At 61.4% G+C, this 22,324-nt stretch carries 26 protein-coding genes, 1 tRNA gene and 1 pseudogene; 15 read left to right on the top strand and 13 right to left on the bottom strand.

Annotation, left to right across the window (positions count from 1 at the left end):
- Window positions 1–72: 72 nt before the first annotated feature.
- Window positions 73–978 carry a LysR family transcriptional regulator gene (locus tag A2I95_RS04980; RefSeq protein WP_291728458.1) on the top strand — a complete coding sequence of 302 codons (906 nt, stop codon included), beginning with the start codon at window positions 73–75 and terminating at the stop codon, window positions 976–978.
- A gap of 83 nt (window positions 979–1,061) precedes the next feature.
- Here A2I95_RS04980 and A2I95_RS04975 read toward each other — a convergent pair whose 3' ends face one another.
- Window positions 1,062–2,081 (bottom strand): NADP-dependent oxidoreductase, encoded by a 1,020-nt coding sequence (locus A2I95_RS04975; RefSeq protein ID WP_291728456.1) that lies wholly within the window; start codon window positions 2,079–2,081, stop codon window positions 1,062–1,064.
- 190 nt (window positions 2,082–2,271) lie between these two features.
- Here A2I95_RS04975 and A2I95_RS04970 point away from each other — a divergent pair, with 190 nt between their 5' ends.
- Window positions 2,272–3,057: an inositol monophosphatase family protein gene (locus A2I95_RS04970; RefSeq protein ID WP_291728454.1), complete on the top strand. Its 786-nt coding sequence runs from the start codon at window positions 2,272–2,274 to the stop codon at window positions 3,055–3,057.
- Between the two features lie 156 nt (window positions 3,058–3,213).
- On the opposite strand, the gene A2I95_RS04965 is transcribed toward A2I95_RS04970, so the two are convergent.
- Complete coding sequence (locus tag A2I95_RS04965; protein WP_291728452.1) at window positions 3,214–3,594, bottom strand: GFA family protein; 381 nt, start codon at window positions 3,592–3,594, stop codon at window positions 3,214–3,216.
- 133 nt (window positions 3,595–3,727) lie between these two features.
- On the opposite strand from A2I95_RS04965, the gene A2I95_RS04960 reads away from it, so the two are divergent.
- Window positions 3,728–4,144 (top strand): hypothetical protein, encoded by a 417-nt coding sequence (locus A2I95_RS04960; protein ID WP_291728450.1) that lies wholly within the window; start codon window positions 3,728–3,730, stop codon window positions 4,142–4,144.
- A 193-nt stretch (window positions 4,145–4,337) separates the two neighbouring features.
- On the opposite strand, the gene A2I95_RS04955 is transcribed toward A2I95_RS04960, so the two are convergent.
- Window positions 4,338–5,108, bottom strand: a complete 771-nt coding sequence (locus A2I95_RS04955; RefSeq protein ID WP_291728448.1) for a rhomboid family intramembrane serine protease — start codon at window positions 5,106–5,108, stop codon at window positions 4,338–4,340.
- Between the two features lie 53 nt (window positions 5,109–5,161).
- Window positions 5,162–8,575 (bottom strand): bifunctional proline dehydrogenase/L-glutamate gamma-semialdehyde dehydrogenase PutA, encoded by a 3,414-nt coding sequence (putA, locus tag A2I95_RS04950; protein WP_291728446.1) that lies wholly within the window; start codon window positions 8,573–8,575, stop codon window positions 5,162–5,164.
- A 125-nt stretch (window positions 8,576–8,700) separates the two neighbouring features.
- Here putA and A2I95_RS04945 point away from each other — a divergent pair, with 125 nt between their 5' ends.
- The 4 genes from A2I95_RS04945 (at window position 8,701) to A2I95_RS04930 (ending at window position 10,949) form a co-directional block, all read left to right on the top strand.
- Window positions 8,701–9,171 (top strand): Lrp/AsnC family transcriptional regulator, encoded by a 471-nt coding sequence (locus tag A2I95_RS04945; protein ID WP_291728444.1) that lies wholly within the window; start codon window positions 8,701–8,703, stop codon window positions 9,169–9,171.
- A gap of 133 nt (window positions 9,172–9,304) precedes the next feature.
- Complete coding sequence (locus A2I95_RS04940) at window positions 9,305–9,841, top strand: tetratricopeptide repeat protein (RefSeq protein ID WP_291728442.1); 537 nt, start codon at window positions 9,305–9,307, stop codon at window positions 9,839–9,841.
- 108 nt (window positions 9,842–9,949) lie between these two features.
- Window positions 9,950–10,035, top strand: a tRNA-Leu gene (locus A2I95_RS04935).
- A 182-nt stretch (window positions 10,036–10,217) separates the two neighbouring features.
- Window positions 10,218–10,949 (top strand): helix-turn-helix transcriptional regulator, encoded by a 732-nt coding sequence (locus A2I95_RS04930; protein WP_291728441.1) that lies wholly within the window; start codon window positions 10,218–10,220, stop codon window positions 10,947–10,949.
- Here A2I95_RS04930 and A2I95_RS04925 read toward each other — a convergent pair.
- The 6 genes from A2I95_RS04925 to A2I95_RS04900 form a co-directional block, all read right to left on the bottom strand.
- Entirely contained in the window at window positions 10,926–11,612 is a 687-nt protein-coding gene (locus tag A2I95_RS04925; RefSeq protein WP_291728439.1) for a hypothetical protein, read from the bottom strand. The genes A2I95_RS04930 and A2I95_RS04925 overlap by 24 nt on opposite strands.
- 240 nt (window positions 11,613–11,852) lie before the next feature.
- Window positions 11,853–12,317, bottom strand: a complete 465-nt coding sequence (gene queF, locus A2I95_RS04920; protein WP_291728437.1) for a preQ(1) synthase — start codon at window positions 12,315–12,317, stop codon at window positions 11,853–11,855.
- A gap of 18 nt (window positions 12,318–12,335) precedes the next feature.
- On the bottom strand, window positions 12,336–13,043 hold the full coding sequence (gene queE, locus A2I95_RS04915; protein WP_291728435.1) for a 7-carboxy-7-deazaguanine synthase QueE: 708 nt from the start codon (window positions 13,041–13,043) through the stop codon (window positions 12,336–12,338).
- A complete protein-coding gene (queD, locus tag A2I95_RS04910) occupies window positions 13,040–13,393 on the bottom strand; it encodes a 6-carboxytetrahydropterin synthase QueD (RefSeq protein WP_291728433.1) in 354 nt (117 codons plus the stop codon). The genes queE and queD overlap by 4 nt, the downstream gene beginning before the upstream one ends.
- On the bottom strand, window positions 13,393–14,094 hold the full coding sequence (queC, locus tag A2I95_RS04905) for a 7-cyano-7-deazaguanine synthase QueC (protein WP_291728431.1): 702 nt from the start codon (window positions 14,092–14,094) through the stop codon (window positions 13,393–13,395). The genes queD and queC overlap by 1 nt, the downstream gene beginning before the upstream one ends.
- Window positions 14,095–14,319: 225 nt before the next feature.
- The gene (locus tag A2I95_RS04900; RefSeq protein WP_291728429.1) at window positions 14,320–15,222 is read right to left on the bottom strand and encodes a LysR family transcriptional regulator; all 903 of its coding nucleotides are present in this window, start codon (window positions 15,220–15,222) and stop codon (window positions 14,320–14,322) included.
- Between the two features lie 113 nt (window positions 15,223–15,335).
- Here A2I95_RS04900 and A2I95_RS04895 point away from each other — a divergent pair, with 113 nt between their 5' ends.
- The 4 genes from A2I95_RS04895 (at window position 15,336) to A2I95_RS04880 (ending at window position 17,925) form a co-directional block, all read left to right on the top strand.
- Window positions 15,336–16,094, top strand: coding sequence for a class II aldolase and adducin N-terminal domain-containing protein (locus tag A2I95_RS04895; RefSeq protein WP_291728428.1), 759 nt, complete (start codon window positions 15,336–15,338; stop codon window positions 16,092–16,094).
- Window positions 16,095–16,200: 106 nt separating this feature from the next.
- Window positions 16,201–17,229 (top strand): fatty acid desaturase, encoded by a 1,029-nt coding sequence (locus A2I95_RS04890; RefSeq protein ID WP_291728426.1) that lies wholly within the window; start codon window positions 16,201–16,203, stop codon window positions 17,227–17,229.
- A 36-nt stretch (window positions 17,230–17,265) separates the two neighbouring features.
- A complete protein-coding gene (locus A2I95_RS04885; protein ID WP_291728424.1) occupies window positions 17,266–17,577 on the top strand; it encodes a non-heme iron oxygenase ferredoxin subunit in 312 nt (103 codons plus the stop codon).
- A 159-nt stretch (window positions 17,578–17,736) separates the two neighbouring features.
- A complete protein-coding gene (locus A2I95_RS04880) occupies window positions 17,737–17,925 on the top strand; it encodes a hypothetical protein (RefSeq protein WP_291728422.1) in 189 nt (62 codons plus the stop codon).
- A 10-nt stretch (window positions 17,926–17,935) separates the two neighbouring features.
- Here A2I95_RS04880 and A2I95_RS04875 read toward each other — a convergent pair whose 3' ends face one another.
- Window positions 17,936–18,694 (bottom strand): alpha/beta fold hydrolase, encoded by a 759-nt coding sequence (locus tag A2I95_RS04875; protein ID WP_291728420.1) that lies wholly within the window; start codon window positions 18,692–18,694, stop codon window positions 17,936–17,938.
- A 103-nt stretch (window positions 18,695–18,797) separates the two neighbouring features.
- On the opposite strand from A2I95_RS04875, the gene A2I95_RS04870 reads away from it, so the two are divergent.
- The 4 genes from A2I95_RS04870 (at window position 18,798) to A2I95_RS04855 (ending at window position 20,954) form a co-directional block, all read left to right on the top strand.
- Window positions 18,798–19,163 carry a hypothetical protein gene (locus A2I95_RS04870; RefSeq protein ID WP_291728418.1) on the top strand — a complete coding sequence of 122 codons (366 nt, stop codon included), beginning with the start codon at window positions 18,798–18,800 and terminating at the stop codon, window positions 19,161–19,163.
- Window positions 19,164–19,228: 65 nt separating this feature from the next.
- Window positions 19,229–19,825, top strand: a complete 597-nt coding sequence (locus A2I95_RS04865) for a TetR/AcrR family transcriptional regulator (protein WP_291728416.1) — start codon at window positions 19,229–19,231, stop codon at window positions 19,823–19,825.
- Between the two features lie 92 nt (window positions 19,826–19,917).
- Window positions 19,918–20,595, top strand: a complete 678-nt coding sequence (locus A2I95_RS04860; protein WP_291728414.1) for a PspA/IM30 family protein — start codon at window positions 19,918–19,920, stop codon at window positions 20,593–20,595.
- Window positions 20,596–20,666: 71 nt separating this feature from the next.
- Window positions 20,667–20,954 (top strand): hypothetical protein, encoded by a 288-nt coding sequence (locus tag A2I95_RS04855; protein ID WP_291728412.1) that lies wholly within the window; start codon window positions 20,667–20,669, stop codon window positions 20,952–20,954.
- A gap of 35 nt (window positions 20,955–20,989) precedes the next feature.
- Here A2I95_RS04855 and A2I95_RS04850 read toward each other — a convergent pair whose 3' ends face one another.
- Complete coding sequence (locus tag A2I95_RS04850; protein ID WP_291728410.1) at window positions 20,990–21,865, bottom strand: DUF817 domain-containing protein; 876 nt, start codon at window positions 21,863–21,865, stop codon at window positions 20,990–20,992.
- Between the two features lie 283 nt (window positions 21,866–22,148).
- Window positions 22,149–22,324: pseudogene (gene glyA / locus A2I95_RS04845) on the bottom strand (serine hydroxymethyltransferase); the annotation flags it as partial.

Below are 22,324 nucleotides of genomic sequence, written 5' to 3'. Positions count from 1 at the left end.
AGCTCTTGTTGCATGCGCAGCATTGTGAGACAATTTCATAATCCTCAAGAACAACATGAGCGCAATTGAAGAATGCATATTGAGTTCCGTCACCTCCGCACCATTAAGGCCATTCACGAGGCCGGCGGGTTGGCCCGCGCCGCGGATCAGCTGAACATCACCCAAAGCGCGCTGAGCCATCAGGTGAAGGGGCTGGAGGAACAAGCGGGGGTCGAGCTGTTCATCCGCCGTTCAAAGCCGATGAAACTGTCACCGGCGGGGCTGCGCCTGCTGCGGCTGGCCGAGCAGGTTCTGCCGCAACTTGAAGCAGCACAAGCGGAATTCTCCGCTTTGCGGGATGGCAATACCGGGCGGATGCATATCGCCATCGAATGCCACGCCTGTTTCGAATGGCTGTTCCCGGTGCTGGAAGGGTTCCGCAAGAACTGGGGCGATGTGGATGTGGATATCCGCCCCGGATTGGCCTTTGACGCGCTGCCGGCACTGCAAAAAGAGGAGGTGGATCTGGTGGTCTCCTCCGATCCCGAGGACATTGCCGGCGTCGAATTTATTGAGCTGTTTGATTACAATGCGGTGTTTGTTGCCTCGGCCCAGCATCCCTTGGCGGAGAAACCTTTCGTTGAGGCTGCGGATTTCATCGGCCAGAACCTGATCACCTACCCGGTGGACAAGACCCGGCTGGATGTGTTCAGCCAGCTGCTGATTCCGGCGGGGGTTGAGCCAGCCTCGATCCGCCAGGTGGAGCTGACAGCGGTGATCCTGCTGCTGGTGGCGTCAAACCGCGGCGTGTCGGTGCTGCCGGACTGGGTGGTGCGGGAGGTGAAGTATTCCTCGGATTATGTGACCCGGCCGCTGACCAAGGCCGGGATCACGCGGCGGCTGTACGCAGCCATTCGGACCGAGGACCGCGAGAAACCTTACATGCAGGAACTGATCCGCCTGGCCAAGGTCGAGGCCCGCAAGCTGCAGCATGTTTGATAGGGCGCGGAGCGGCCGGGCGCCGTTCCGGCTTCCGTGCCCGCTCCGCGCGGTTGCGCGATACAGCAGTGCAGCGTGCGGCTTCAGACCAGCTTGACGATCTGCTTGCCGGTATTGCCGCCCTGCATCATCGACAGGAAGGTCTTGGGGGCGTTCTCCAACCCTTCAGCAATATCTTCCAGATATTTGATCCCGCCGCTGGCGATCCTGGGGGCGACGTCCTGCAGAAAATCAGGATAGCGGTCGTAGTGGTTGAAGATGATGAAGCCATTCACGGACAGGAACCTGGTCAGCACCGAGCGCCAGATCGCGGGGGCGGTCAGATCGGTTTCAGCGCTGTTGTACCAGGCGATCATGCCGCAGACCGGGATCCGGCCGAAGTTGTTCATGTTGGGCAGCACCGCCTCCAGCACCTTGCCGCCGACATTCTCGTAGTAAATGTCGATGCCGTCCGGGCATTCCGCCGCGAGGGCTTCGCTCAGCGCTTCGGCAGTTTCATAGGCGCGGTGGTCGAGGCAGGCGTCAAAGCCGAAGGTCTCCACCGCCAGCTTGCACTTGTCAGCACCGCCCGCAACGCCGACCACGCGCAGGCCTGCTTGCTTTGCCAGCTGACCGACCATCGAACCAACCGGGCCGGTCGCGGCAGCAACCACCAAGGTTTCACCGGCTTTGGGGCGGCCATAGGCCTCTAAGCCATGCCAGGCGGTAAACCCCGGCATGCCGAGAGCGCCAAGCGCAGTCGTAAGCGGCGCCAGCTGGGGGTCCAGTTTGCGGACTTCAGACGCAGGAACGCAGGCGTGACTGGCCCAGCCGAACATGCCCAGGGCGAAGTCGCCGGTCTGGAAATCCGGGCTGCCCGAGGCAATCACCTCACCGACGCCACCCGCGCTCATGGTCTCTCCGATTTCGACTGGCGGGGCATAGGACTTACCCGCATTCATGCGTCCGCGCATATAGGGGTCTAGCGACATATAGTGAACTTTTACAATAACTTCGCCTTCGCCTGGTTGGGGCAGATCCACCGACTCAAGGCGGAAATTGTCTTCGCTGGCCTGGCCTTCGGGGCGGCTGGCCAGCACGATACGCTGCATCTGGTCGGGCATGGGAATGTTCCTTGATCTGATTGCTTTGGAGTTTGGGCGCGGTGATGCGGGAATTCAACCGCCCTGGCTGCTGTAACCGGGCGTCAGGCCAGTAACCCTCATTGCGGCAAAGCCCCTTGGCAACTGCGGGCAGGGGGCGTATAGGCACGGTTTGACCGGCATCTCCCCGACGTGACAGGATACTGCAGACATGATTGGCAGCGCAAACCTCAATGTGATGATCAAGACCGCCCGCAAGGCCGGTCGTTCCCTTGTGAAAGACTTCCGCGAGGTGGAGAACCTGCAGGTGTCGATGAAAGGTGCCGGCGACTTTGTCTCCAAGGCTGACATCGCCGCTGAAAAGATCATCAAGGAAGAGCTGCGCAATGCGCGCCCGACCTATGGCTGGCTGGCCGAAGAGGGCGGCGAGGAAGACGGCGAAGATCCGACCCGCCGCTGGATCGTTGATCCGCTGGACGGCACTACTAATTTCCTGCACGGGCTGCCGCACTGGGCAATCTCCATCGCGCTGGAGCACAAGGGCAAAATCGTTGCGGGCGTGGTCTATGACGCTGCTAAGGACGAGATGTTCTTTGCCGAGAAGGGCGCCGGCGCCTGGATGAACGACACCCGCATCCGGGTGTCGGGCCGCCACCGGATGATCGAGTCCATTTTTGCAACCGGTGTGCCGTTCGGCGGCCGCGCCGACCTGCCGCTGACGCTTCAAGATCTTGCCCGCCTGATGCCCGCCTGCGCCGGCGTGCGCCGCTGGGGCTCTGCCGCGCTGGATATGGCCTATGTGGCCGCAGGCCGCTATGAGGGCTTCTGGGAACGCCGCCTGAACGCCTGGGACCTGGCTGCAGGCATCATCATCGTGAAAGAGGCCGGCGGGTTTGCCGAGGCGATTGATCCCGAAGCGGGCATTATCGATTCCGGTTCGGTGGTGTGCTCGAACGAGCCGATCTTCGACAATTTCGCCAAGGTGATCCGCGGCTGAACTTGTCCGTAAGATTGAGAATATGAAACGCGGCCATTGCGCCGCGTTTTTTGTATTGTGTGATTGAATGAGACCTGCGCCCTCCCGTTTTGCCGGAGGCAAACCTTTGGTTTGAGGGGAGGGGGGCGCAGCTTGGCCTATCGGACTGGCAGGAGGTTATTGCTGATCAGACGGGTGGTTAACACCGTCGTGCCAGGGGATATCGCCATGAGTCTCGGGATGCGTTCGCGGATTGGCGCCTTCGATACAGCCCAGGTTGACACCGCATTCCTTCGGGTCCGAACGCCGCTGGTGGTGGGTGTAGATGCCGCAGGTCTTGCAGAAGTAATGTTTCGCGGTATGAGTGCCCCAGGTGTAGAGACTGAGATTTTCCACCCCTTTCAGCACCTTCAGGCTGGCGGCAACGGCGGTGACGGCAGCCGCCCCGCGGCGGCGGCAAAAGGAACAATCGCAACGCGCGGCAGAGGCGAGGCCTTGGGGAAAATCCGCTTCGATCTCAACGGCGCCGCAGTGGCAGGTTGCTTTCAGATGGGGCATTTTGAGTTCCTCTGTCACAATGTTTCGTTATGGAAGGAACCGACTGAGTCAGTTCATCAGTTTCTAGGGCTTGTTTGGCAAGCCGTTTGCTTGCAGGTTCTCCGTAACAACAATTAATTTCAATAGGATACTCATGAAGAAGCTTTTCCTGACTTGCCTGGCTGCAGTTTCCATCACCGCTTGTACTTCCGTTGCGAAAGTCGAAAGACTCGCGATTTCCTCCGCAGAGACCAACGCGATTGAACGTGCAACTCGCGACGTACTGGTTCATCCGGAGAGTGCAAAATTTCGCAATATTCACCAGAACCGCATCAGCTATTCCGATGGCAAGTCCATTGTACGCGCATGCGGAGAGGTGAGTGCAGTGACTGCTGGCGGGTTTCAGGGAGGTTTCAGACCGTTTGTTGTGACATTGAAAGACGGAGAATACTTGGTAAACGCTGTTGCAATGCCTGATACCCCTCATGACCAGCGCCCAAGCGGTCGGGTTGGAGCCACTGAAGCGCATTTTGTTCGAGGTCTTTGCTACGATGACGTATTCAGGAATTGAGTACTTGCTTGGCAAGTTTTGAGCAAAACTCCGATTGTTCCCCGCAATCTTCTCCAGGGCGGATCTAACCTTACTTTACCCCGATGCCCGTCGGGGTGGCGGCCTGCGTGTTAATCAGTAGTCTGTTCCTATGGTTCTGCAGGCCGTCTTGATACTTCTTTCCTGTAACTGAAGTGCGGGACTGGTCGGCGCACTATTTCCCCCAGGGCCCCGGCTTCCGCCTCTTGCGCGGCAGTTTGGGGATGCGGCTGGCGGCGTACTCGTACTCGTTTTCCGGATGCGGCGGGGTGCCATGGGTCTTGTTCCAAAACGCCGGGCCGCCGCGCCGCAGCCATAGGGGCAGGCACATCACCAGCCCGACGGCAAAGCCGCCGGCATGGGCCCAGTAAGCCACGCCGCCTTGATCGGGGTCGGCGCCGAGGCCTCCAAAGAACTGCATCGCCAGCCAGACGCCCAGCATGACAAAGGCGGGGATGGTGAAGATGCGGAAATAGATGATCAGCACCAGCAGGATATCGACGCGGGCCTTGGGGAACATCAACAGGTAGCCGCCCATGACGCCCGCAATGGCGCCGGAGGCCCCCACCGTTGGCACCATGGAACCGGGGGCCGACATCACATGGATCAGCCCGGCGCCCAAACCGCTGATGAGATAGAACACAAGGAAAGGAAGATGCCCCATCTCGTCTTCCAGATTATCGCCGAAGATCCATAGGAACAGCATGTTGCCGCCCAGATGCATCAGCCCTGCGTGGATGAACAAGGAGGTGAACAGGGTCTCGAACCCGTACCCGTGACTGATCTCGGCTGGCACCACCGCATAAGTGTCATAGAAATAGGCCAGCGCGCGGGGCGAGGCATAGCTGGCCGTATAGTAGACATAGGCCAGGATATTTATCGCCATCAGCGCATAGACGACATAGGGCCTGCGGCCGGACGGGTTGTGGTCGCGGATCGGAAACATGGGGAAACGCTGGGCCGGAAATGGCCCAGCGTCAAGCACTTATCGGGCGCAGTTCAGGCGTTGCCTCCAAGCAGGTCCGCGTTGCCGCCGGAGGCGGTGGTGTCGACGCAGACGTGGCGCTCGGCCAGGACGCGGGCGCGGTCGGGCTTGCCGGGGATCAGCGGGATGATCGGGCCGTCGCGTTTGGCCAGCCACTGTTCGATCTCGCGGCCCGTGGCCTCGTCGCCCCACCACAGCACGCCGGCAATGCCCTGGATCGCCTCAAGCCGGTGCAGGTCGAACATCCCGTGCGCCTCAATCGCGGTGCCGCCGAGGCTGATCACCTCTTTGGCCTGTTCCGCCGCGGCCTCCGGCCCCGGTCCCATGCACAACAGCGGCGGGCGGGCAGAGACGGTCAGGCGGTTCGATTCGCCGGTTGGTCCGGGCAGGGTGGTGGTTACAGGACGCGCAGGCACGCCGCTTTCCCCAGGCAGTTCGGCAAAGGTGGTTTCCCACTGGGCGTTGCTTTGCTGCCGGTCCGGCGCGCAGAAACGGCTGAGGTAATAGGGGCCGCCCGCCTTGGGGCCGGTGCCCGACAGGCCCTCGCCGCCGAACGGCTGGCTGCCGACAATGGCGCCGATCTGGTTGCGGTTCACATAGATGTTGCCCGCATGCACCCGGTCGCAGACATGCTGCACCCGGTCGTCGATACGGGTGTGCAACCCGAAGGTCAGCCCGTAACCGGTTGCGTTGATGTCGGAAATCACCTGATCCAGGTCCTGTGACTTGAACCGTGCGACATGCAGGACGGGACCAAAGATCTCTTCCTCCAGCGCGCTGATGCCTGGGACTTCGATCATGGTCGGGGCCACAAAGGTGCCGGCTTGCGGCGCGCGCATTTCCTTCAGCACCCGGCCCTCAGTTCGGGCCTTGGCGACATGGGCCAGGATGCCAGCCCGGGCGCCTTCGTCGATCACCGGGCCGCTGTCGGTTGACAGAAGCCAGGGGTCGTCCAGATGCAGGCAATCCATCGCTCCCTTCAGCATCTTCAGCACGGTGGCGGCAATGTCTTCCTGCAGATAGAGGCAGCGCAGGGCGGAACAGCGCTGACCCGCGGACTGGAAGGCGCTTTCGATCACTGCCTGCACGGTCTGTTCGGGCAGGGCGGTGGAGTCGACGATCATTGCATTCAGACCGCCGGTCTCCGCAATCAGCGGCGCGCCGGGCTGCAGGTTGTCGGCCATCGCCTTGCGGATGTGCATTGCGGTCGCGGTGGAACCGGTGAAGGCAACACCATTGACCCGCGGGTCCGAGGTGATGGCGGCGCCAACCACGCTGCCGCGTCCTGGCACCAGCTGCATGGCTGCGCGCGGCACTCCGGCCTCATGCATCAGCTGCACGGCGCGGTGGGCGATCAGGGGCGTCTGGTCGGCGGGTTTTGCCAGCACCGCGTTGCCTGCGGCCAGCGCCGCTGCAACCTGACCGGTGAAGATCGCCAGCGGGAAGTTCCAGGGCGAGATGCAGGAGAAGATGCCAGCAGGCGGCGCCTCAGAAATGCGGGACGCATAGTAGCGCAGGAAATCCACCGCCTCGCGCAGCTCAGCCACTGCGTCGGGGATGGTCTTGCCGGCCTCGCGGGCGAGGATGGCAAACAGCTCGCCGAAGTTTTCCTCATAGAGGTCGGCGGCCTTATTCAGGATCGCGGTGCGTTCCGCTGCAGGAGCATCCCAAGGGTCGGCCAGCGCCAGCGCCAGCTCGACATCTTCGGGACTGCACTGGCTGACGGAGCCTGCAACACTCAGATCGGTGGGGCTGGTCACATCCTTGGCGGTCTCGGGGCGGGCATCGCCTGCCAGCAGCGGTCCGGCCTGCCATTGATGCGTGCGCCAAGGCGCGCGGGCCTCTTCAATCTTGGCCAGTGTGGGCGCATGCCCCAGGTCGAACCCCTTGGAATTCGGGCGTTCCGGCGCATAAAGCTCTGGCCCTGTCGGGATCTTGCGGCTGATATCGGCAACCGCAGCGAAGGGATCCGCGGCGACGATATCCGGCGAGACATTTTCGTCCACGATCTGGTTCACGAATGAGCTGTTGGCGCCGTTTTCCAGCAGACGCCGGACCAGATAGGCCAAGAGATCGCGGTGCGCTCCGACGGGGGCATAAATCCGGCAGTTGGTCTTGTTCTGCTCCAGCACCATCTGGTGCAGGGTTTCGCCCATGCCGTGCAGGCGCTGAAACTCGTAGGTTGCGTTGTCTTTGTCCGCAGCCATATGCAGGATCGCCGAGACAGTATGCGCATTGTGGGTGGCGAACTGCGGGTAAATCCGGTCCGTCATCCCCAGCAGCTTGCGGGCGTTGGAAATATAGGACACATCGGTCAGTGCCTTGTTGGTGAAAACCGGAAATCCGTCCACGCCTTCGACCTGGGCGCGTTTGATTTCAGTATCCCAATAAGCGCCTTTCACCAGCCGCACCATAAAGCGGCGATCATACGCCTCTGCCATCTCATGCAGGGCATCGATGGCCAGCCCGGTGCGCGGCCCATAGGCCTGCACCACCACGCCAAAGCCGTCCCAGCCTGCCAGAGAAGGGTCCGAGACCACGGCGCCGATCACCTCCAGCGACAGCGACAGGCGGTCAGCCTCTTCGGCGTCGATGTTGAGGCCCATTTTCGCGGCTTTGGCCAGCAGAGCCAGTGCCTTGAGGCGCGGCACCAGATGCTCCATCACGCTGTCTTCCTGCGCCAGCTCGTAACGCGGATGCAGGGCGGAGAGTTTTACCGAAATGCCGGGATTCTTGCGGATGTCATCGCTGTTGCAGGCGGCTGCAATGGCCGAGATCGCCTTGGAATAAGACAGGTGGTAGCGGGCCGCGTCAGCCTCTGTCCGGGCGGCTTCTCCCAGCATGTCGTAGGAGTAAGTGTAGCCCTTGGCCTCCATCCCGGCGGCGCGGTCCATGGCGCTTTCAATGGTTTCACCCAGCACGAACTGGCGGCCCATTTCCTTCATCGCGCGGCTGACGGCGGTGCGGATCACCGGCTCGCCCAAGCGCTTTATGGCGCCGCGCAGGGCGCCGATGGGGCTGCGTTCCTCGTCCAGCACCTTGCCGGTCAGCATCAGCGCCCAGGTAGAGGCATTGACCAGCGAGGAGGTAGACTTGCCCAGATGCTTGCCCCAGTCGGAAGGCGCGATCTTGTCCTCGATCAGCGCATCAATAGTGTCGGCATCCGGCACCCGCAGCAACGCCTCGGCCAGGCACATCAGCGCGACGCCCTCGTCAGTGGACAAGCCGTATTCGGCCAGGAACACTTCCATCAGACCAGGCGCCGAATGGCCGCGGATATCGCGCACCAGGGCGGCGGCGTTAGCGCAGATGCGGCTGCGGTCGGTGTCAGATAAGTCCGCTTGGGCGATCAGCTGATCGCGCATTGCGGTTTGATCAGCATAAGTGCCGGCATCGATCCGGTAGCGCAGCTTGGGTTGGGTGGTCATGCGGGTAACTCCACAAAAAGTGTGCAGGGCTTTTGCTAAGGGTACACGCATTCATGCGGGACAATCGCCTGAAGATGTGAGATCCTTAGGTGAATTGGTGCATAGTTTATAAAAGGAAAGTCCAAATGAGCTTTCAGGACCTTGATCGGTTCGACCGGGCGATTCTGAATGTGCTGAGTGAGGACGGGCGGATATCCATTGCGGATCTGGCCCGTAAAATCGGCTTGTCGAAAACGCCCACTCAAACACGTCTCAGGCGGCTTGAGGCCGAGGGCACCATTACCGGGTACCGGGCGTTGGTGGATCCGATCCGGCTTGGCCTGGATCATGTCGCCTTTGTTGAGGTAAAGCTGGATGACACGCGGGAGGCGGCGCTGGTTAAATTCAACGCAGCCGTGGCGAAACTGCCGGAGATCGAACAGGCCTATATGATGGCATCGCATTTCGACTATCTGCTGAAGGTGCGGACCCGCTCGATGACGGACTACCGGTCGGTTCTTGGCGAAAAGATTTCCTCGCTGCCGCATGTCTCCTCAACCTCAACCTATGTGGCGATGGAAGCGGTAAAGGAAGACGGTGCATTGGCGCCTTTGTGAGGCAGCAGGAATGCGCGCACGGGCAGTTGACTTGATTGAATGGTGAAATATGCCAGCATAGGGCATGCCTTTTGTTTTGTTACGCACACCGCTTCGCTGTACCGGGATTGCCGGGGTCTTCGCCGCTTTAACGATGTCTGCGCCTGTGCAGGCCTCTGACTGCCCGGTTGCTCCAGACCATAGCGCCCGGCTGGATGGGTTGATGCACGAGGTGCAGAAGGCCGCCACCGAAGGTCAGGCGCGCGAAATTGCCAACCGGATGTGGGAGTTCTGGGCCGACGCGCCGGATGCGCAGGCTCAGGCGATGCTTGACCGCGGGATGACAAGGCGCACTTCCTTTGATTTTCTGGGGGCTTTGGAGGATTTCGGTCAGCTGATCGCTTACTGCCCGGACTATGCCGAGGGCTACAACCAGCGCGCCTTTGTGCATTACCTGCGCCGGGACTTTGCCGCCGCGCTGCGGGATCTGAACCGGGCGCTGGAATTGTCGCCCCGCCATATTGCCGCGATGAGCGGACGGGCACTGTCGCTTTACGGCCTGTCGCGGCTGGAGGAAGCACGCGCGGCCTTGGCCGAGGCGCTGGCGTTGAACCCCTGGCTGCCAGAGCGTTATCTGGCCGATCCGGGCGGGCCATTGGCGCCTGCAGGAGCGGGGGATACCGAGTTGTAGCCGCGCCCGCACTGCGGGAAAAATTCCAGCAAAACGCTGAAAACCGATTGTCCGCATGAATTCAGAAGGCTAGACCTGCAGCTAAGGCGCCGCATGGCAGCGCCTTGTGCGGACGTGGTGGAATGGTAGACACCGGAGACTTAAAATCTCCTGGCCTTATGGCCGTGCGGGTTCGAGTCCCGCCGTCCGCACCAAAAACTTTCCAGTAGCAGAAACATGCAGCAGACTAGGCTGTTTGACTTGTGCCGGTGTGATGTCCGGCAGGGTGCATTCAGCCCACGCCTGCAACGGTGCTGAGAATATCGCGCATAGACTGCATTGCTCTGCCGGTTGTTTTATGTAAGATGTTTCGTGAAATGTGAAAGATCTTACGCATATGGCGCTTATCCACAAAAAAATCTCAGCGCTTTTGACGGATATGAACCTGTCCAACCGGCAGGCGGCGCTGAAATGCGGTATCCCCTATGGCACTTTCAACAGCGCGCTTAAGAACGAGCGGGAAATCGGCTGGAGCATGCTCGATGCGCTGGCGCGCGGGCTGGGGGTGTCGTTTCATTATTTCTCGTCGGACACTGCTGGGCTCGAGCTGCTGCCGGACCGCCAGGCGGGGGAGGCAGGACGCAAGGCCTTTGAAATCCTCAATGCCCAGTTGCAGGCGGCTGCCCGGTCCCGCCAGTACCGCGGCTGCGACGTGTCGCTGCAGGATTTCCTGGACTGGTGGTTTGCCAACAGCGGCCGCCTGGAAAGCTTTGACCAGCTGCAGCATCAGGTGGACTTGTTCAATCCGCCGGACGCGGAAAGAAACCGCATCCAGCCGATCAAGTCAGGTCCGGCCAGCCTGGCGTCCGTTTGCTTTGAAGTGGCAAGCAGCGATCAGCTGCGGGACACCCTGAACGGGTTCAGCGACAAGCTCAATGCTGATCTGGTGATGGCGCACAGCGAAGCGATCAGCCGCGGCGAGCCGGTGATCACCCATCCATCGATCGATGTGAAGCTGCTGAACGGGCGCCGCTTTACCCGGCAGTACCGGCGGGTGCTGGCGCCGGTCTATCTGCCTGACGGCAAGCTGCTGGTGGTCAATTTTTCACAAGACATCAAATTTGGCTAGGTCGCTTTGCAGCATGTGCTCCATTTCCAGCCGGGATGCGCCGACAAACCACTCGGTGCTGCTACGCACCTCCGGTTCCGGATCGCGCCACTTCTGCGCCCGCGGAATTGCCCGGCTGAAGCCGTAAACCAGGTCCAGACGGGCCTGCATGTGGCGGTCCGGTATGAAGGCATAGATCCAATCCACATCCCATTTCTGGATCGCCAGGATTTGAAAGATCCGCATGAAGGGTTCCAGCCGTTCCGCCCGTTTGCCGCGATGGCCGGGCAGAAAATTCAGTTCGCCGATATAGGCCAGCCGCCCGCTGACCTCCCGCGCCAACGGTTCGGCGACACTCTCAACGCCGCCGCCTGCATCATTGGGAAACTGATGCCGTGAAGTGCGCAGCAGAAACTCAGCCAGGGTTTCGCGGCCCAGATCCTGCAGCATGGAGGCCGCACCGCCGACATAGCTGTCCCCCTCCTTCAAGAACAGCCAGAAGGCAGAGTTCCGGGTGTGGTCGGCCCGGTCGATGGCAAAACCCGGCATCTGGAACTGGCGGCCGGTTTCGGCGGCGGCTTCGGGTACTTTCTCAAAATCCGTGAACATTTCAACCTGAAGGCCGGCCTGCGAAAGCGCGTTCAAATACCCCGACAGCGTTTTGCCCAAATCCAGAAAGTTCATAAAGGTCCCCCGTCACAAAAATTATGTATCCGGATAGCCCGGATCGTCTCCTGACGCCGCCTCAGAGTGCAGGTTCTGTAAAATCTTAACTACTTTTGCGGTAAATTGTTCGAATTTCAAACTGAACCCGCCAGCTCTTGCGGCCTGATTGCCAAGGCTGGGGTATGGCCTGTTTTAAATAGCAAAAGCCCGGCAACTGCGCTGCCGGGCTCAAACGTGTCAAAGGTACTCTGGGTTGTGTCAGCCGCGGCCGCGATAGGGCGGCACGCCCTGGTCGGGGATCCAGACGCCTTCGGGCATCGGGCCGGTCTGCCAGAACACATCAATCGGGATGCCTCCACGCGGGTACCAGTAGCCGCCGATGCGCAGCCACTGCGGTTCCAGGAAATCGGCCAGGCGGCGGGCGATGGAGACGGTGCAATCTTCGTGAAAGGCACCGTGGTTGCGGAAGGAGGTCAGGAAGAGCTTCAGCGATTTGCTCTCCACCAGCCATTCGCCGGGCACGTAGTCGATCACCAGATGCGCAAAATCGGGCTGGCCTGTCATCGGACAGAGCGAAGTGAACTCCGGCGCGGTGAAGCGAACGTTATAGGCCACATCGGCCTGCGGGTTCTGCACCCGCTCCAGTTCCGCCTGTTCCGGGCTGGCGGGCAGGATGGTGTCGCCGCCCAGTTGCTTCAGGTTGCTGTAGATGCTGTCAGACATTTCGGGGTTCCTATCCAATCAGACGCCGCGCTTGTTGCCCCAGACCAGCACGTGCAGCTGGGGCAGGACGCGGGGGGTGAACCAGCCGTCGCCGGTCACTTTTTCAATCAGCCACAACAGCCGCTCGGTGGCCTGGTTCAGGTCGACCGGCAGCGCCGGGTCGACCTCAGGATTGCCGGGCTGCAGATACAGCGGCAGTTCCGGGTGGCGTTCGGCGGCGGCCTTGGCCCAGGCGTAATCCTTGTCGTCAAAGATCACGATCTTCATCACCGCCTGGCCGCAGCCCTTGGCGGCTTCAAGACATTGGTCGAAGGTTTTCCAATCGACCTTCTCGCCACTGGAAGGCGGCTTGGGGCTGAGAACCAATGTGTCGAGATCGCCGAACCACGGCTTGCTGACGGACCCTTGGGTCTCACAGGCAAAACGGTAGCCCTCGGCTTTGCCGTAGGCAATCACCGGTGCAAAGTCCTGGATCGCCGGGTTGCCGCCGGAGATCGACACCGTCAAAGGTTTGCCGCCGGACAAGCGCCGGACCTCGCCCATGACCTCTTCGGGGGCCATCACTGCCCAGTCATGGCGGTAGGCGCTGTCGACCGCATGCATGCTGTCGCACCACGAACAGCGGTAATCGCAGCCGCCGGCGCGGACGAACACCGTGGGTTCCCCGATCAGGGCGCCTTCGCCCTGGATCGTGGGGCCGAAGATTTCGGCGATGCGCAGGGTCATGGCCGGTACTCCGCCCAGGTTTTCGGGGTTTCCGAGATCTTTACTGCAGTCACTTCAGGCCAGCGCGCATGGCACCAGTCATAGAAATGCTTGGCCATGTTTTCAGCGGTTGAATGCCCTTCCAGCACGTCGTTCAGGTGCCGGTGGTCAAAGGTGCCGTCGATGTAGTCCTTCAGCGGCTTCAGCTCGTGATAGTCGCGCACGAAACCGTCCGCATTCAGCTCCTTCGCCGCCACTTCCACCACCACGACGTAGTTGTGCCCGTGCAGCCGGGCGCATTGATGGTCAGCGGGCAAGTGCGTCAGCTGATGGGAGGCGGAGAAGTGGAACTCCTTGGTAATCCGGAACATTAGGCGCCGTCCTTTCCGGCAATCGCCTGCTGCCAGAAATCGGGATCGGCGTATTCCGTCGGATCCTCGACACCGGCCAGATGGAAGGCTTCGCGCCGCTCCACGCAAGTGCCGCAGCGGCCGCAATGCTTGTCGCCGCCCTTGTAGCAGGACCAGGTCTCGGCAAAGGGGGTGTTGTGCGCTGCACCGGCAGTGACGATGTCGCCCTTGGAGCCGTGCACAAACGGCGTGTAAAGCCGGACGTCGGCGTATCCATCCAGCGCCGCGCGCTGCATGGTGTCGAACGCCTCGGTAAAGGCCGGGCGGCAGTCCGGATAGATGAAGTGGTCGCCGCCGTGCACCGCTGTGGCGACGGCCTCGTCGCCGTTGGCGGCAGCAATGCCATAGGCAATGGTCAGCATGATGGCATTGCGGTTCGGCACCACGGTGACCTTCATGGTCTCTTCTTCGTAATGGCCGTCCGGCACGTCGATGTCATCGGTCAGGGCCGAGCCGGAAAGTGCTGCACCGATGCCCCGCATGTCGATGATGTCATGCGGCACGCCCAGACGGCGCGCAGCGGCGGCGGCGTAGTCGAGCTCCTTCTTGTGGCGTTGGCCATAGTCAAAGGAGACAAGACGGGTCAGCTGATGTTCTTCAGCGACCATATGGGCAAGCGAAACGGAATCCAGCCCGCCCGAGCAGATAACGATAGTCTTCATGTTTGAACCCTTGTTTTGGTGACCGGGTAGGCTGCGACCGGTGCCGCGCATATAGCGGCGTGCGGCCTAGCGCGCAAGAGGCGGGCGGATAGCGCACTATTTGCAGGTGATGTTTGGAAAAGTTGAAAGTACCTCTGGGGGCGGGCCAGAGGCCCGCGCCCGACCCTCCCCACGGGAGGGCGCTTCGCACCCACCCAGGGTCAGGCGCGAGCCTCATGTTCTGCTCTAAACCGGCGGCATCTCACCTTCCAGCCATTCCAGAAACGCCCGTGACGCCGGGGTGCTGGTATGGCTGGGCGGCGGCAGCAGGAAATAGTTTTCCAGCAGCTCCGCCGAATGTTCGCTGGGTTTGACCAGCTGGCCGCTCTCCAGCAGCCCGCCCGCCAGCGTGTCATGCGACATCGAAATGCCTGCGCCATTCACGGCCGCCGTCATGGCAATGACGTAGGTGGAGGCCAGATTGATCTCGTGGTTGCGTTCAAACGGCAACCCGCGCGACTTGAACCACGCGCCCCAAGAGCCTGTCACGCCGCCGCAATCCAGCAAGTGGGCCGTGCTGAAATCCACCGCACCGCCTTGATAGCCCGGCGCGCAGACCGGATAGAACCGGTCCCGTGTCAGCCGCACCGCTGCTGCCGACATGTCGGCTGGGCGGCCAAAACGGATCTCGGTTCCTGCGTTGGCGGCATGGCGTTCGGGGTCCCAGATCGGAGTCACAATGTTCAGCACCAGCCAGGGGAATTTTTCATACAGCCGGGGCAGGCGGGGTGACAGCCAGAACACCGAAAAGGCCATATTGCACTGCAAGACCAGATGCCGGCCCTGATCGCCGCCGGTAAAGGCCTGGGTGCCGGCCGCAATCAGATCAAAAGCCTCGCGCACGATCGGCATGTAGTTGGCGCCGGCTTCTGACAGTTCCAGCGCGCGGGTTTTACGAATGAACAGCTCGCGGCCCAGGAAATTCTCCAGGCTGCGCACATGCTGGCTGATTGCCGATTGCGTCAGGTTCAGTTCCGCCGCGGCGCGGGTGAACGACAGGTGCCGGGCACTGGCCTCAAAAGCGCGCAGCCAGGTGAGGGGGGGCAGGGACGTGGAGGGGGATCCGGGGGAAGACAGCGACGAAGACATGGACGCATGACCTATGCATTAGTTCAATTAATGCATTACGCGTGAATCAATCGTTTGTCAGCAGCGATTGCGGCTGGCACCAATAGCGCAGCAACTTTCCCGGAGGCGCCAGAATGAACAAGCAAACGGATCTCAGCCCGAACCTCACCCATTGGCAGGAGCGCGTCGATATGGCCGCTGCTTTCCGCTGGACCGAGCGGCTGAACATGCACGAGGCGGTGGCAAATCACTTCAGCCTGGCGGTGAACGAGGACGGCAGCCAGTTCCTTATGAACCCGAACCAGGTGCATTTTGCCCGCGTCAAAGCCTCGGACCTGCTGTTTCTGGATGCCAACGACCCCAAGACCATGGAGCGCCCTGACGCGCCGGACCCGACTGCCTGGGGCCTGCACGGCTCGATCCACCGCCTTTGCCCGCATGCGCGCTGCGTAATGCATGTGCATTCGATCCACGCCACCGTCCTGGCCTGCCTCGCCGACAGCACCTTGCCGCCGATCGACCAGAACACCGCCACCTTCTACAACCGCTATGTGGTCGACAACGATTTTGGCGGCCTGGCGTTCGACGATGAAGGCGCGCGCTGCGCGTCGATGCTGGCCGATCCCAAGGTCAAGACCATGATCATGGGCAACCACGGGGTGCTGATTATCGGCGACACGGTCGCGGACACGTTCAACCGCCTCTATTATTTCGAGCGCGCTGCAGAGACCTATATCCGGGCCCTTCAAACGGGGCAGAAACTGCGCGTGCTGAGCGACGCGGTCGCCGAAAAGACCGCGCAGGAGCTGGAGGACTATCCGGATCAGGCGGAGCGTCACCTAGCCGAGCTGAAGGCGATCCTCGACGACGAAGGCTCCAACTACGCCAGCTAAGGCAGGCATTCCATCCAGGCAATGAAGCCACGGGCAGTTGTGACAGCTGCCCGGCGCCTTGCTGCATCCCATTGAAACATCACTTCAGCCATCCAGAAGGTTCCAGATGCCTGATTACGTCCCCACAAACGCTGCTTCCTCGGGCGTGAAGCTCGACAAGAAGACGTTGAAATCCATCGCCGCCCGCAGCGACAGGCCCGGCCTGATTTACCTTGCGCAATGGGTCGCCTTCCTGGCCGCCACCGGCACGCTGGTCTGGGCTGCGCTTGGCACGATCTGGATGTGGCCCGCAATGCTGCTGCATGGCATCTTCCTGACCGTGCCGGCCTATTCCTTCAGCCATGAGACCGCTCATGGCACCGCCTTCCGCAGCCGCTGGCTGAATGAGGCGGTGCTGTGGGTCACCTCCCTGATCTATATGGAGGAGCCGCTGCACCGCCGCTATACCCACACCAACCACCACACTCACACCTGGCATGTGGGCAAGGACAGCCAGATGCCCTTCGACACGCCCATGGGCTTTGGCGGCTGGCTGGCCGAGATCACCGGCACTGCTCTGTTGCGCTTCCACATGCAGGTCTTCGTGCATCTGGCGGCGGGCCACTACACCGAGACCATGAAGATGGTCACGCCGGAAGGCGAGTTCGCCAAGATGACCCGCAACGCGCGCATCATGCTGTTGATTTATGTGCTGATCGCCGCGGCGCCGTTCTTTGGCATCTGGTGGGTGGTCTGGCTGATTGTCATTCCGCGGGTGCTGGGCGCGCCTGTCATGCTGCTGTTCACGCTGATCCAGCATGTGGAGCTGCAGGAGAACTCGCCCTCGATCCTGGACAGCACCCGTTCTTTCCGCAGCAACTGGCTGGCCGGGTTCCTCTATATGAAGATGAACAACCACGTCGAACATCATCTGTACCCGCAGGTGCCGTTTCATGCGCTGCCGAAACTGGCCGAAGCGGTGCAGGATCAGGTACCGGACCCGGATCCGGGGTTCTTCAAAACCAATCTTGAGGTTCTGTCGGTTGTGCTGCGCCGCAGCCTGGGCCGCCCCACCAAAGCCTCAACTATCCGCCAGGCGCCGCATATGATTTCCGAAGGCGGCCCGGTTGAGCGCGTTGCGCAGCGGACAATGTAACTCTTTTCAGAATATGCCAAACCAGGAGCCAAACGCATGAGCCAATGGATTGACGCCTGCGCCACCGATGACATCGACGAGGAGGACTTGATCGCTTGGGAGCATGAGGGCAAATCATACGCAATCTACAACACCGATAAGGGTTTTTTTGCCTCGGATCTGATGTGCACCCATGAGGAGCAGAGCCTGGAGGACGGTCTGGTGATCGACTGCGTGATCGAATGCCCGCTGCACGGCGGACGGTTTGATATCTGCACCGGCAAGGCGCTGTCAGCGCCGGTGCATCAGGACCTCAAGACCTATCCTGTCAGGGTCGAGGACGGCAGGGTGTTTGTGGAAACCGGCTGATATCTTCCTCCCCGGAGTATCAGCTTATGGCGGGCCTTAGGGGCCGCCTTTTTTCATTCTTCATTGACTGGTTTGGCATCTGATCTTGATCAAAGCGAATGCACTCACGAATCCCTATGCCTGATCTTCAAGAGACACGACAGGCATAGGAGAGACCTCATGTTGCGCCTTGCATCCGTTCTATATTCGCTGATTGGTTCCAGCTTGGCTGGCGTCGGCGTCATTGCAGTTCTGGTCGCAGGCATGACCAACGTTCCGGCAATTCTGGCCTCGGCAGCCATCGGTGCGGTTCTGGGGATGCCGGTGGCCTGGCTGGTGGCCAAGCAGCTTTACGCCCGCGGCGCCTAGGCCCTTAGGCTCAAGCGTTCAGGAACACCCGCGCGGCGGCCTCGAACTCCCGCGGTTTCTCGGCATGCAGCCAATGGCCTGCGCCGGGCAGTTTGGCAAAGCGGGCGGCGGGAAAACGTGCGCGGATCTCGTCGCGGTGTTCGGGCAGAACATAGGCCGACTCGGACCCGGACAGGAACAGCGCAGGACCCTCCCAAGAGGCATTTGTTTCCGGGAAGGACATGATGTGGGGCATCTGATCTGCTAGCGTGTCCAAGTTCAGTTTCCAACGCTTGTTGGGAATGTCCAGTGACTGGGTGAAAAAGCTTTGCAGGGCGGGTTCCACTCCGGCCTCGGCCAGTTGCGCCGCGGCCTCTGGGCGGCGCAGCACCGTCTCCATATCCACCGTGCGCATGGCGTGGATGTACTGGATCTGCGTATGGCCGTAGGCCACAGGCGCGATATCGGCCACCACCAGGCGGCGCACCGCCTGCGGATTGTTCAGCGCCAGCATCATTGACGCCTTGCCGCCCATCGAATGGCCGATCACATCCATCTGCCCGCCATGGGCGGCAATCACCCCGGCCAGGTCTTCGGCCAGCTCCGGATAGGTGTGGCTGTCCGTCCGCGGGCTGTCGCCATGATTGCGCATGTCAACTGCAACCACCAGCCGTTCATCCGACAGGCGTTTTGCGATGACACCCCAATTCCGGGCCGAGCCATAAAGGCCGTGGGCAATCAGCAGCGGGGTTCTGTCGGTGGCAGTGCCATGTGTGATCGTGTTCAGCATGAGCCCTAGATACCCGCGCAGGCAAAGGCTTGCCACCCCCATTGAGACAGGCGCGGGCGCAGGCTAGGGTGGCGGCGAACGGCAGCTGAGGGAGAGTGCCAGAATGGCCGCCAGTCTGGATCAGGACATCGAAGAGATCCGCACGCTGCTGAAAGAGCGTGAGCATGCCGCCGGCGATCTCGCCGCCGCATTGAAACGCGCCCGCCGCCGCCTGCCGCGCCGGGTCTATAAACAGGGCATGAAACTCGCCGATGCGCTGCCGATGCTGGAACACCCCAAGCTGCGGCCGACCGTGGACGAGAAACCGTTGCGCGGTGCCGCACGCGAAGTGAAGGCGTATTTGCAGAAAATTGACCTGGCCGACCGGCGCAAGGGCTTTTGGCTGGGAGTGCTGGGCAGCATGGGGTTTTCTGTGCTGGTGGTGCTGATCCTGCTGGTTGTGGTCCTGCGGTGGCGCGGTTTGATCTGATTTCCCGCTTTACGCCGCCGCTGCCTGCGGTATTTTGAACGCGGTTCAAAGAAGGGCAAGGCGCCATGGCAGGCAAGGTAGAGGCGCGCAAGGCGGCGCTGCGGGAAAAACTGGTGGAGGCGGCAGAGATCCGCATCGCACGCGACGGGGCAGGGGCGCTGCGCGCCCGCGATCTGGCGCAGGATGCGGGCTGTGCGCTGGGGGCAATCTATAACGCTTTCGACGATCTGAATGCCATCATCATGGCGGTGAACGGGCGCACCTTCCGCAAGCTGGGAGCTGCAGTCAGGGCATCGGTGGAGGATGCCTGCGCAGAGCCGCCCACCAGCCGCCTGATCCTTATGAGCAACGCCTACCTGCACTTTGCCATCGCGAACACCAACCTGTGGCGGGCGCTGTTTGATTTGCAGATGACGGCAGAGGGGCCGGTGCCGGATTGGTATCTGGAAGCCTTGGAGGGCCTCTTTGCCAATATCGCCCGCCCTGTGGGGGAACTGTTCCCTGGGATGGGGGCAGAGGAAACCGGCCTGATGGTGCGGGCGCTGTTCTCTTCGGTGCATGGCATTGTGCTGCTGGGGCTGGAGCGGCGCATCTCGGGCGTGCCTCCAGAGCAGATCGAAACGATGATTGCCCAGGTGCTCCGTCAAATCGGCAAATCTTAGTTTTTTTGAACGTCGTTCAAAATAGCTCTTGAACGACGTTCAAACTTGTGCGATCACTCTTTTCGTGAACGATGTTCAAATTGGAGGAAGAGATGTTCGCCACTCTGAAGACCCTGATCACCGGTGCCAATGCCCGGGCCGAAGAGCAACTGCGGGAGACCTATTCGATCGAGCTGATCACCCAGAAGATCCGCGAGGCCGAAGGCAATCTGAAGGCAGCCAAGCTGACCCTGGCCAGCCTGATCCAACGCCAGCGCGCCGAACAGCGCCAGATCGAGACCCTGCAAACACGCGTACAGGACCTGATGGCCCGGGCCGGTGAAGCGCTGGAAGGCGGGCGCGAGGATCTGGCCCAAAGCGCAGCCCAGGCAGTGGCAGAGATGGAAAACGAGCTGACGGTCCGCCGCCAGACCCTGGACCGGCTCGACACAAGGATCTTGCAGCTGCGCCAGTCGGTGGAAACCGCCAGCCGCCGCATCACCGACCTGAAGCAGGGCGCCATTGCCGCCCGCGCCACCCGGCGCGAGCAGGACATCCAGCGCCGCCTGCGCCGCCACACCGGCGGCGACAGCCCGGCCGAGGAGGCAGAGGCGCTGATCAGCGAAGTCCTGCAGCGTGATGATCCGTTCGAGCAGGGCGAAATCCTGCGCGAGATCGACGGTGAGCTGGCTGGCAGCACAATTGGTGATGATCTGGCGGACGCCGGTTTCGGCCCCCGCAGCCGCAGCACTGCCGCCGATGTGCTGAACCGGCTGAAAGCTAAAGACTGACCGGGAGCGAGCCCAACCACGTCCCGGCGTGCCGGGCAACCTTAAGCAAGTTTAGTTACTGGAGATAAAACATGTATACCGACAACACCGATAACAAGCTGATCATCCTTCTGAACGTTGCCGGCATTGCCATTGCTTATGTGATGCTGGGGGTGTCCCTGTGGCTTTCCACCGAAGTGCCGCTTGCCACCAAAGGGTATTGGGGCATGGGGGTGCTGTTGCTGACACTGAGCCTGATCAACGTGGTGAAATACCGCTTTGACCATCGCTCCAGCGAAGACCGCATCCGCAAGATCGAGGACGCCCGCAACGAAAAGCTGCTGGAAGACGCGCTGCTCGACGCGAAACAGGATCTCTGATCCGCTTTAAGTGAGACCGTCCCGGCGCCCGCCCTTTATTGGCGGGCGTTTTCCATCTGCCGGGCTGGGGCCGCCACAGGTGACAACGCCTCGCGGAACACCAGTGTCACGGTGACAAAACTGACATAGAGCAGCAGATACCAGGACCCCATCTTGGCCAGGCTCACCCATTCGCCGCTGGCCTGGCCATTGTACAGCCAGGTCTTGGTGCTGGTGCCGATGTTTTCTGCCAGCCACAGAAAGAAACTGGACAGAAACGCGGCCAGCGGCAGCGGCATCCAGTAAAGGCGCTCGCCAATGCGGAACCAGATGCGGGTGCGGGCAAACAGCAGCACCGTTGCTGCAAACAGGCCCAGCCGGATGTCTGCCAGGAAATGATGGGCATAGAAGTTGCCATAGATGGCAGTGGCCAGCAGCACCGTGGTCCAGAACGGCGGATAGGGGGCAAAGCGCATGTCAAACAACCGGATCACCCGCGCCATGTAGGAACCGACCGCTGCATACATGAAACCGGAAAACAGCGGCACGTCATAGAGTTTGATCGCGCCGCCGCCGGGATAGCCCCAGCTGCCCGCCTGCACCTTGAAGATCTCCATCGCGGTACCAGTCAGGTGAAACAGCAGGATGACCCGCACCTCGCGCCAGCTTTCCATGTCGGCGGCCAGCAGCAGCGCCTGCAGCGCCAGCGCATAGATCAGCAAGGCGTCATAACGGGCCAGCACCCAGTCCGGCTGCCAGATCCAACCGGTTACGATAAGCCCGCCCAGCAGCAGGATGCCGAAAATTGCGGCCCAGCCTTGTTTCAGGGTGAACATGGTGAATTCGCTGAGCGCCAATGGAAGATGCGCGCGCATCCTGTCGCCAAGGCGGCGCTCCAGGCGGCGGGTGCGGTTTGAATTTTTGTTGTTCATAAAGCGTTTAGATCAAACACAGCCGGAGGTGAAAAGGTGAAAGCAACCACGAGCCGCTCCCGCCCCTTTCCAGCCTGCCGGAGGCAGACCTGAAAGCGTTGGGCATGGCGCCGCGCGGGTCTTGGGCCCGGCAGCGCCCCGTAGGGGCGCTGCCGGGCCCAAGACCCGTGCCGGGGCATCTTTGATGCACCTGCGGGGCGCGGGAGCCTCGCCTTTGCGGCAACAGAAGACCGCCGCGGCTGCGAGGGCCGCGGCGGTCTTTTTCTCTCAACCCTGCAGGGGCTTACAGGTTCGGGTACAGCGGGAACCGGACGCAGAGACCGGCCACCTTGGCGCGCACCGCGGCTTCCACATCCGCATTGCCGTCTTCGCCGTTGGCGGCCAGCCCGTCGATCACCTCGATGATCAGGTCGGCGATCTGGCGGAACTCTGCCTCGCCGAAGCCGCGGGTGGTGCCTG

Source organism: Leisingera sp. F5, from assembly GCF_001593695.1.
The sequence above is the reverse complement of the archived record's forward strand: the minus strand, read 5'-3'. Positions and strand labels throughout refer to the sequence as shown.

Excerpts from the sequence above, each read along its gene's own strand:
- A2I95_RS04980 (WP_291728458.1), top strand. The coding sequence starts at position 73 with ATGCATATTGAGTTCCGTCACCTCCGCACCATTAAGGCCATTCACGAG.
- A2I95_RS04975 (WP_291728456.1), bottom strand. The coding sequence starts at position 2,081 with ATGCCCGACCAGATGCAGCGTATCGTGCTGGCCAGCCGCCCCGAAGGC.
- A2I95_RS04970 (WP_291728454.1), top strand. The coding sequence starts at position 2,272 with ATGATTGGCAGCGCAAACCTCAATGTGATGATCAAGACCGCCCGCAAG.
- A2I95_RS04965 (WP_291728452.1), bottom strand. The coding sequence starts at position 3,594 with ATGCCCCATCTGAAAGCAACCTGCCACTGCGGCGCCGTTGAGATCGAA.
- A2I95_RS04960 (WP_291728450.1), top strand. The coding sequence starts at position 3,728 with ATGAAGAAGCTTTTCCTGACTTGCCTGGCTGCAGTTTCCATCACCGCT.
- A2I95_RS04955 (WP_291728448.1), bottom strand. The coding sequence starts at position 5,108 with ATGTTTCCGATCCGCGACCACAACCCGTCCGGCCGCAGGCCCTATGTC.
- putA (WP_291728446.1), bottom strand. The coding sequence starts at position 8,575 with ATGACCACCCAACCCAAGCTGCGCTACCGGATCGATGCCGGCACTTAT.
- A2I95_RS04945 (WP_291728444.1), top strand. The coding sequence starts at position 8,701 with ATGAGCTTTCAGGACCTTGATCGGTTCGACCGGGCGATTCTGAATGTG.
- A2I95_RS04940 (WP_291728442.1), top strand. The coding sequence starts at position 9,305 with ATGTCTGCGCCTGTGCAGGCCTCTGACTGCCCGGTTGCTCCAGACCAT.
- A2I95_RS04930 (WP_291728441.1), top strand. The coding sequence starts at position 10,218 with ATGGCGCTTATCCACAAAAAAATCTCAGCGCTTTTGACGGATATGAAC.
- A2I95_RS04925 (WP_291728439.1), bottom strand. The coding sequence starts at position 11,612 with ATGAACTTTCTGGATTTGGGCAAAACGCTGTCGGGGTATTTGAACGCG.
- queF (WP_291728437.1), bottom strand. The coding sequence starts at position 12,317 with ATGTCTGACAGCATCTACAGCAACCTGAAGCAACTGGGCGGCGACACC.
- queE (WP_291728435.1), bottom strand. The coding sequence starts at position 13,043 with ATGACCCTGCGCATCGCCGAAATCTTCGGCCCCACGATCCAGGGCGAA.
- queD (WP_291728433.1), bottom strand. The coding sequence starts at position 13,393 with ATGTTCCGGATTACCAAGGAGTTCCACTTCTCCGCCTCCCATCAGCTG.
- queC (WP_291728431.1), bottom strand. The coding sequence starts at position 14,094 with ATGAAGACTATCGTTATCTGCTCGGGCGGGCTGGATTCCGTTTCGCTT.
- A2I95_RS04900 (WP_291728429.1), bottom strand. The coding sequence starts at position 15,222 with ATGTCTTCGTCGCTGTCTTCCCCCGGATCCCCCTCCACGTCCCTGCCC.
- A2I95_RS04895 (WP_291728428.1), top strand. The coding sequence starts at position 15,336 with ATGAACAAGCAAACGGATCTCAGCCCGAACCTCACCCATTGGCAGGAG.
- A2I95_RS04890 (WP_291728426.1), top strand. The coding sequence starts at position 16,201 with ATGCCTGATTACGTCCCCACAAACGCTGCTTCCTCGGGCGTGAAGCTC.
- A2I95_RS04885 (WP_291728424.1), top strand. The coding sequence starts at position 17,266 with ATGAGCCAATGGATTGACGCCTGCGCCACCGATGACATCGACGAGGAG.
- A2I95_RS04880 (WP_291728422.1), top strand. The coding sequence starts at position 17,737 with ATGTTGCGCCTTGCATCCGTTCTATATTCGCTGATTGGTTCCAGCTTG.
- A2I95_RS04875 (WP_291728420.1), bottom strand. The coding sequence starts at position 18,694 with ATGCTGAACACGATCACACATGGCACTGCCACCGACAGAACCCCGCTG.
- A2I95_RS04870 (WP_291728418.1), top strand. The coding sequence starts at position 18,798 with ATGGCCGCCAGTCTGGATCAGGACATCGAAGAGATCCGCACGCTGCTG.
- A2I95_RS04865 (WP_291728416.1), top strand. The coding sequence starts at position 19,229 with ATGGCAGGCAAGGTAGAGGCGCGCAAGGCGGCGCTGCGGGAAAAACTG.
- A2I95_RS04860 (WP_291728414.1), top strand. The coding sequence starts at position 19,918 with ATGTTCGCCACTCTGAAGACCCTGATCACCGGTGCCAATGCCCGGGCC.
- A2I95_RS04855 (WP_291728412.1), top strand. The coding sequence starts at position 20,667 with ATGTATACCGACAACACCGATAACAAGCTGATCATCCTTCTGAACGTT.
- A2I95_RS04850 (WP_291728410.1), bottom strand. The coding sequence starts at position 21,865 with ATGAACAACAAAAATTCAAACCGCACCCGCCGCCTGGAGCGCCGCCTT.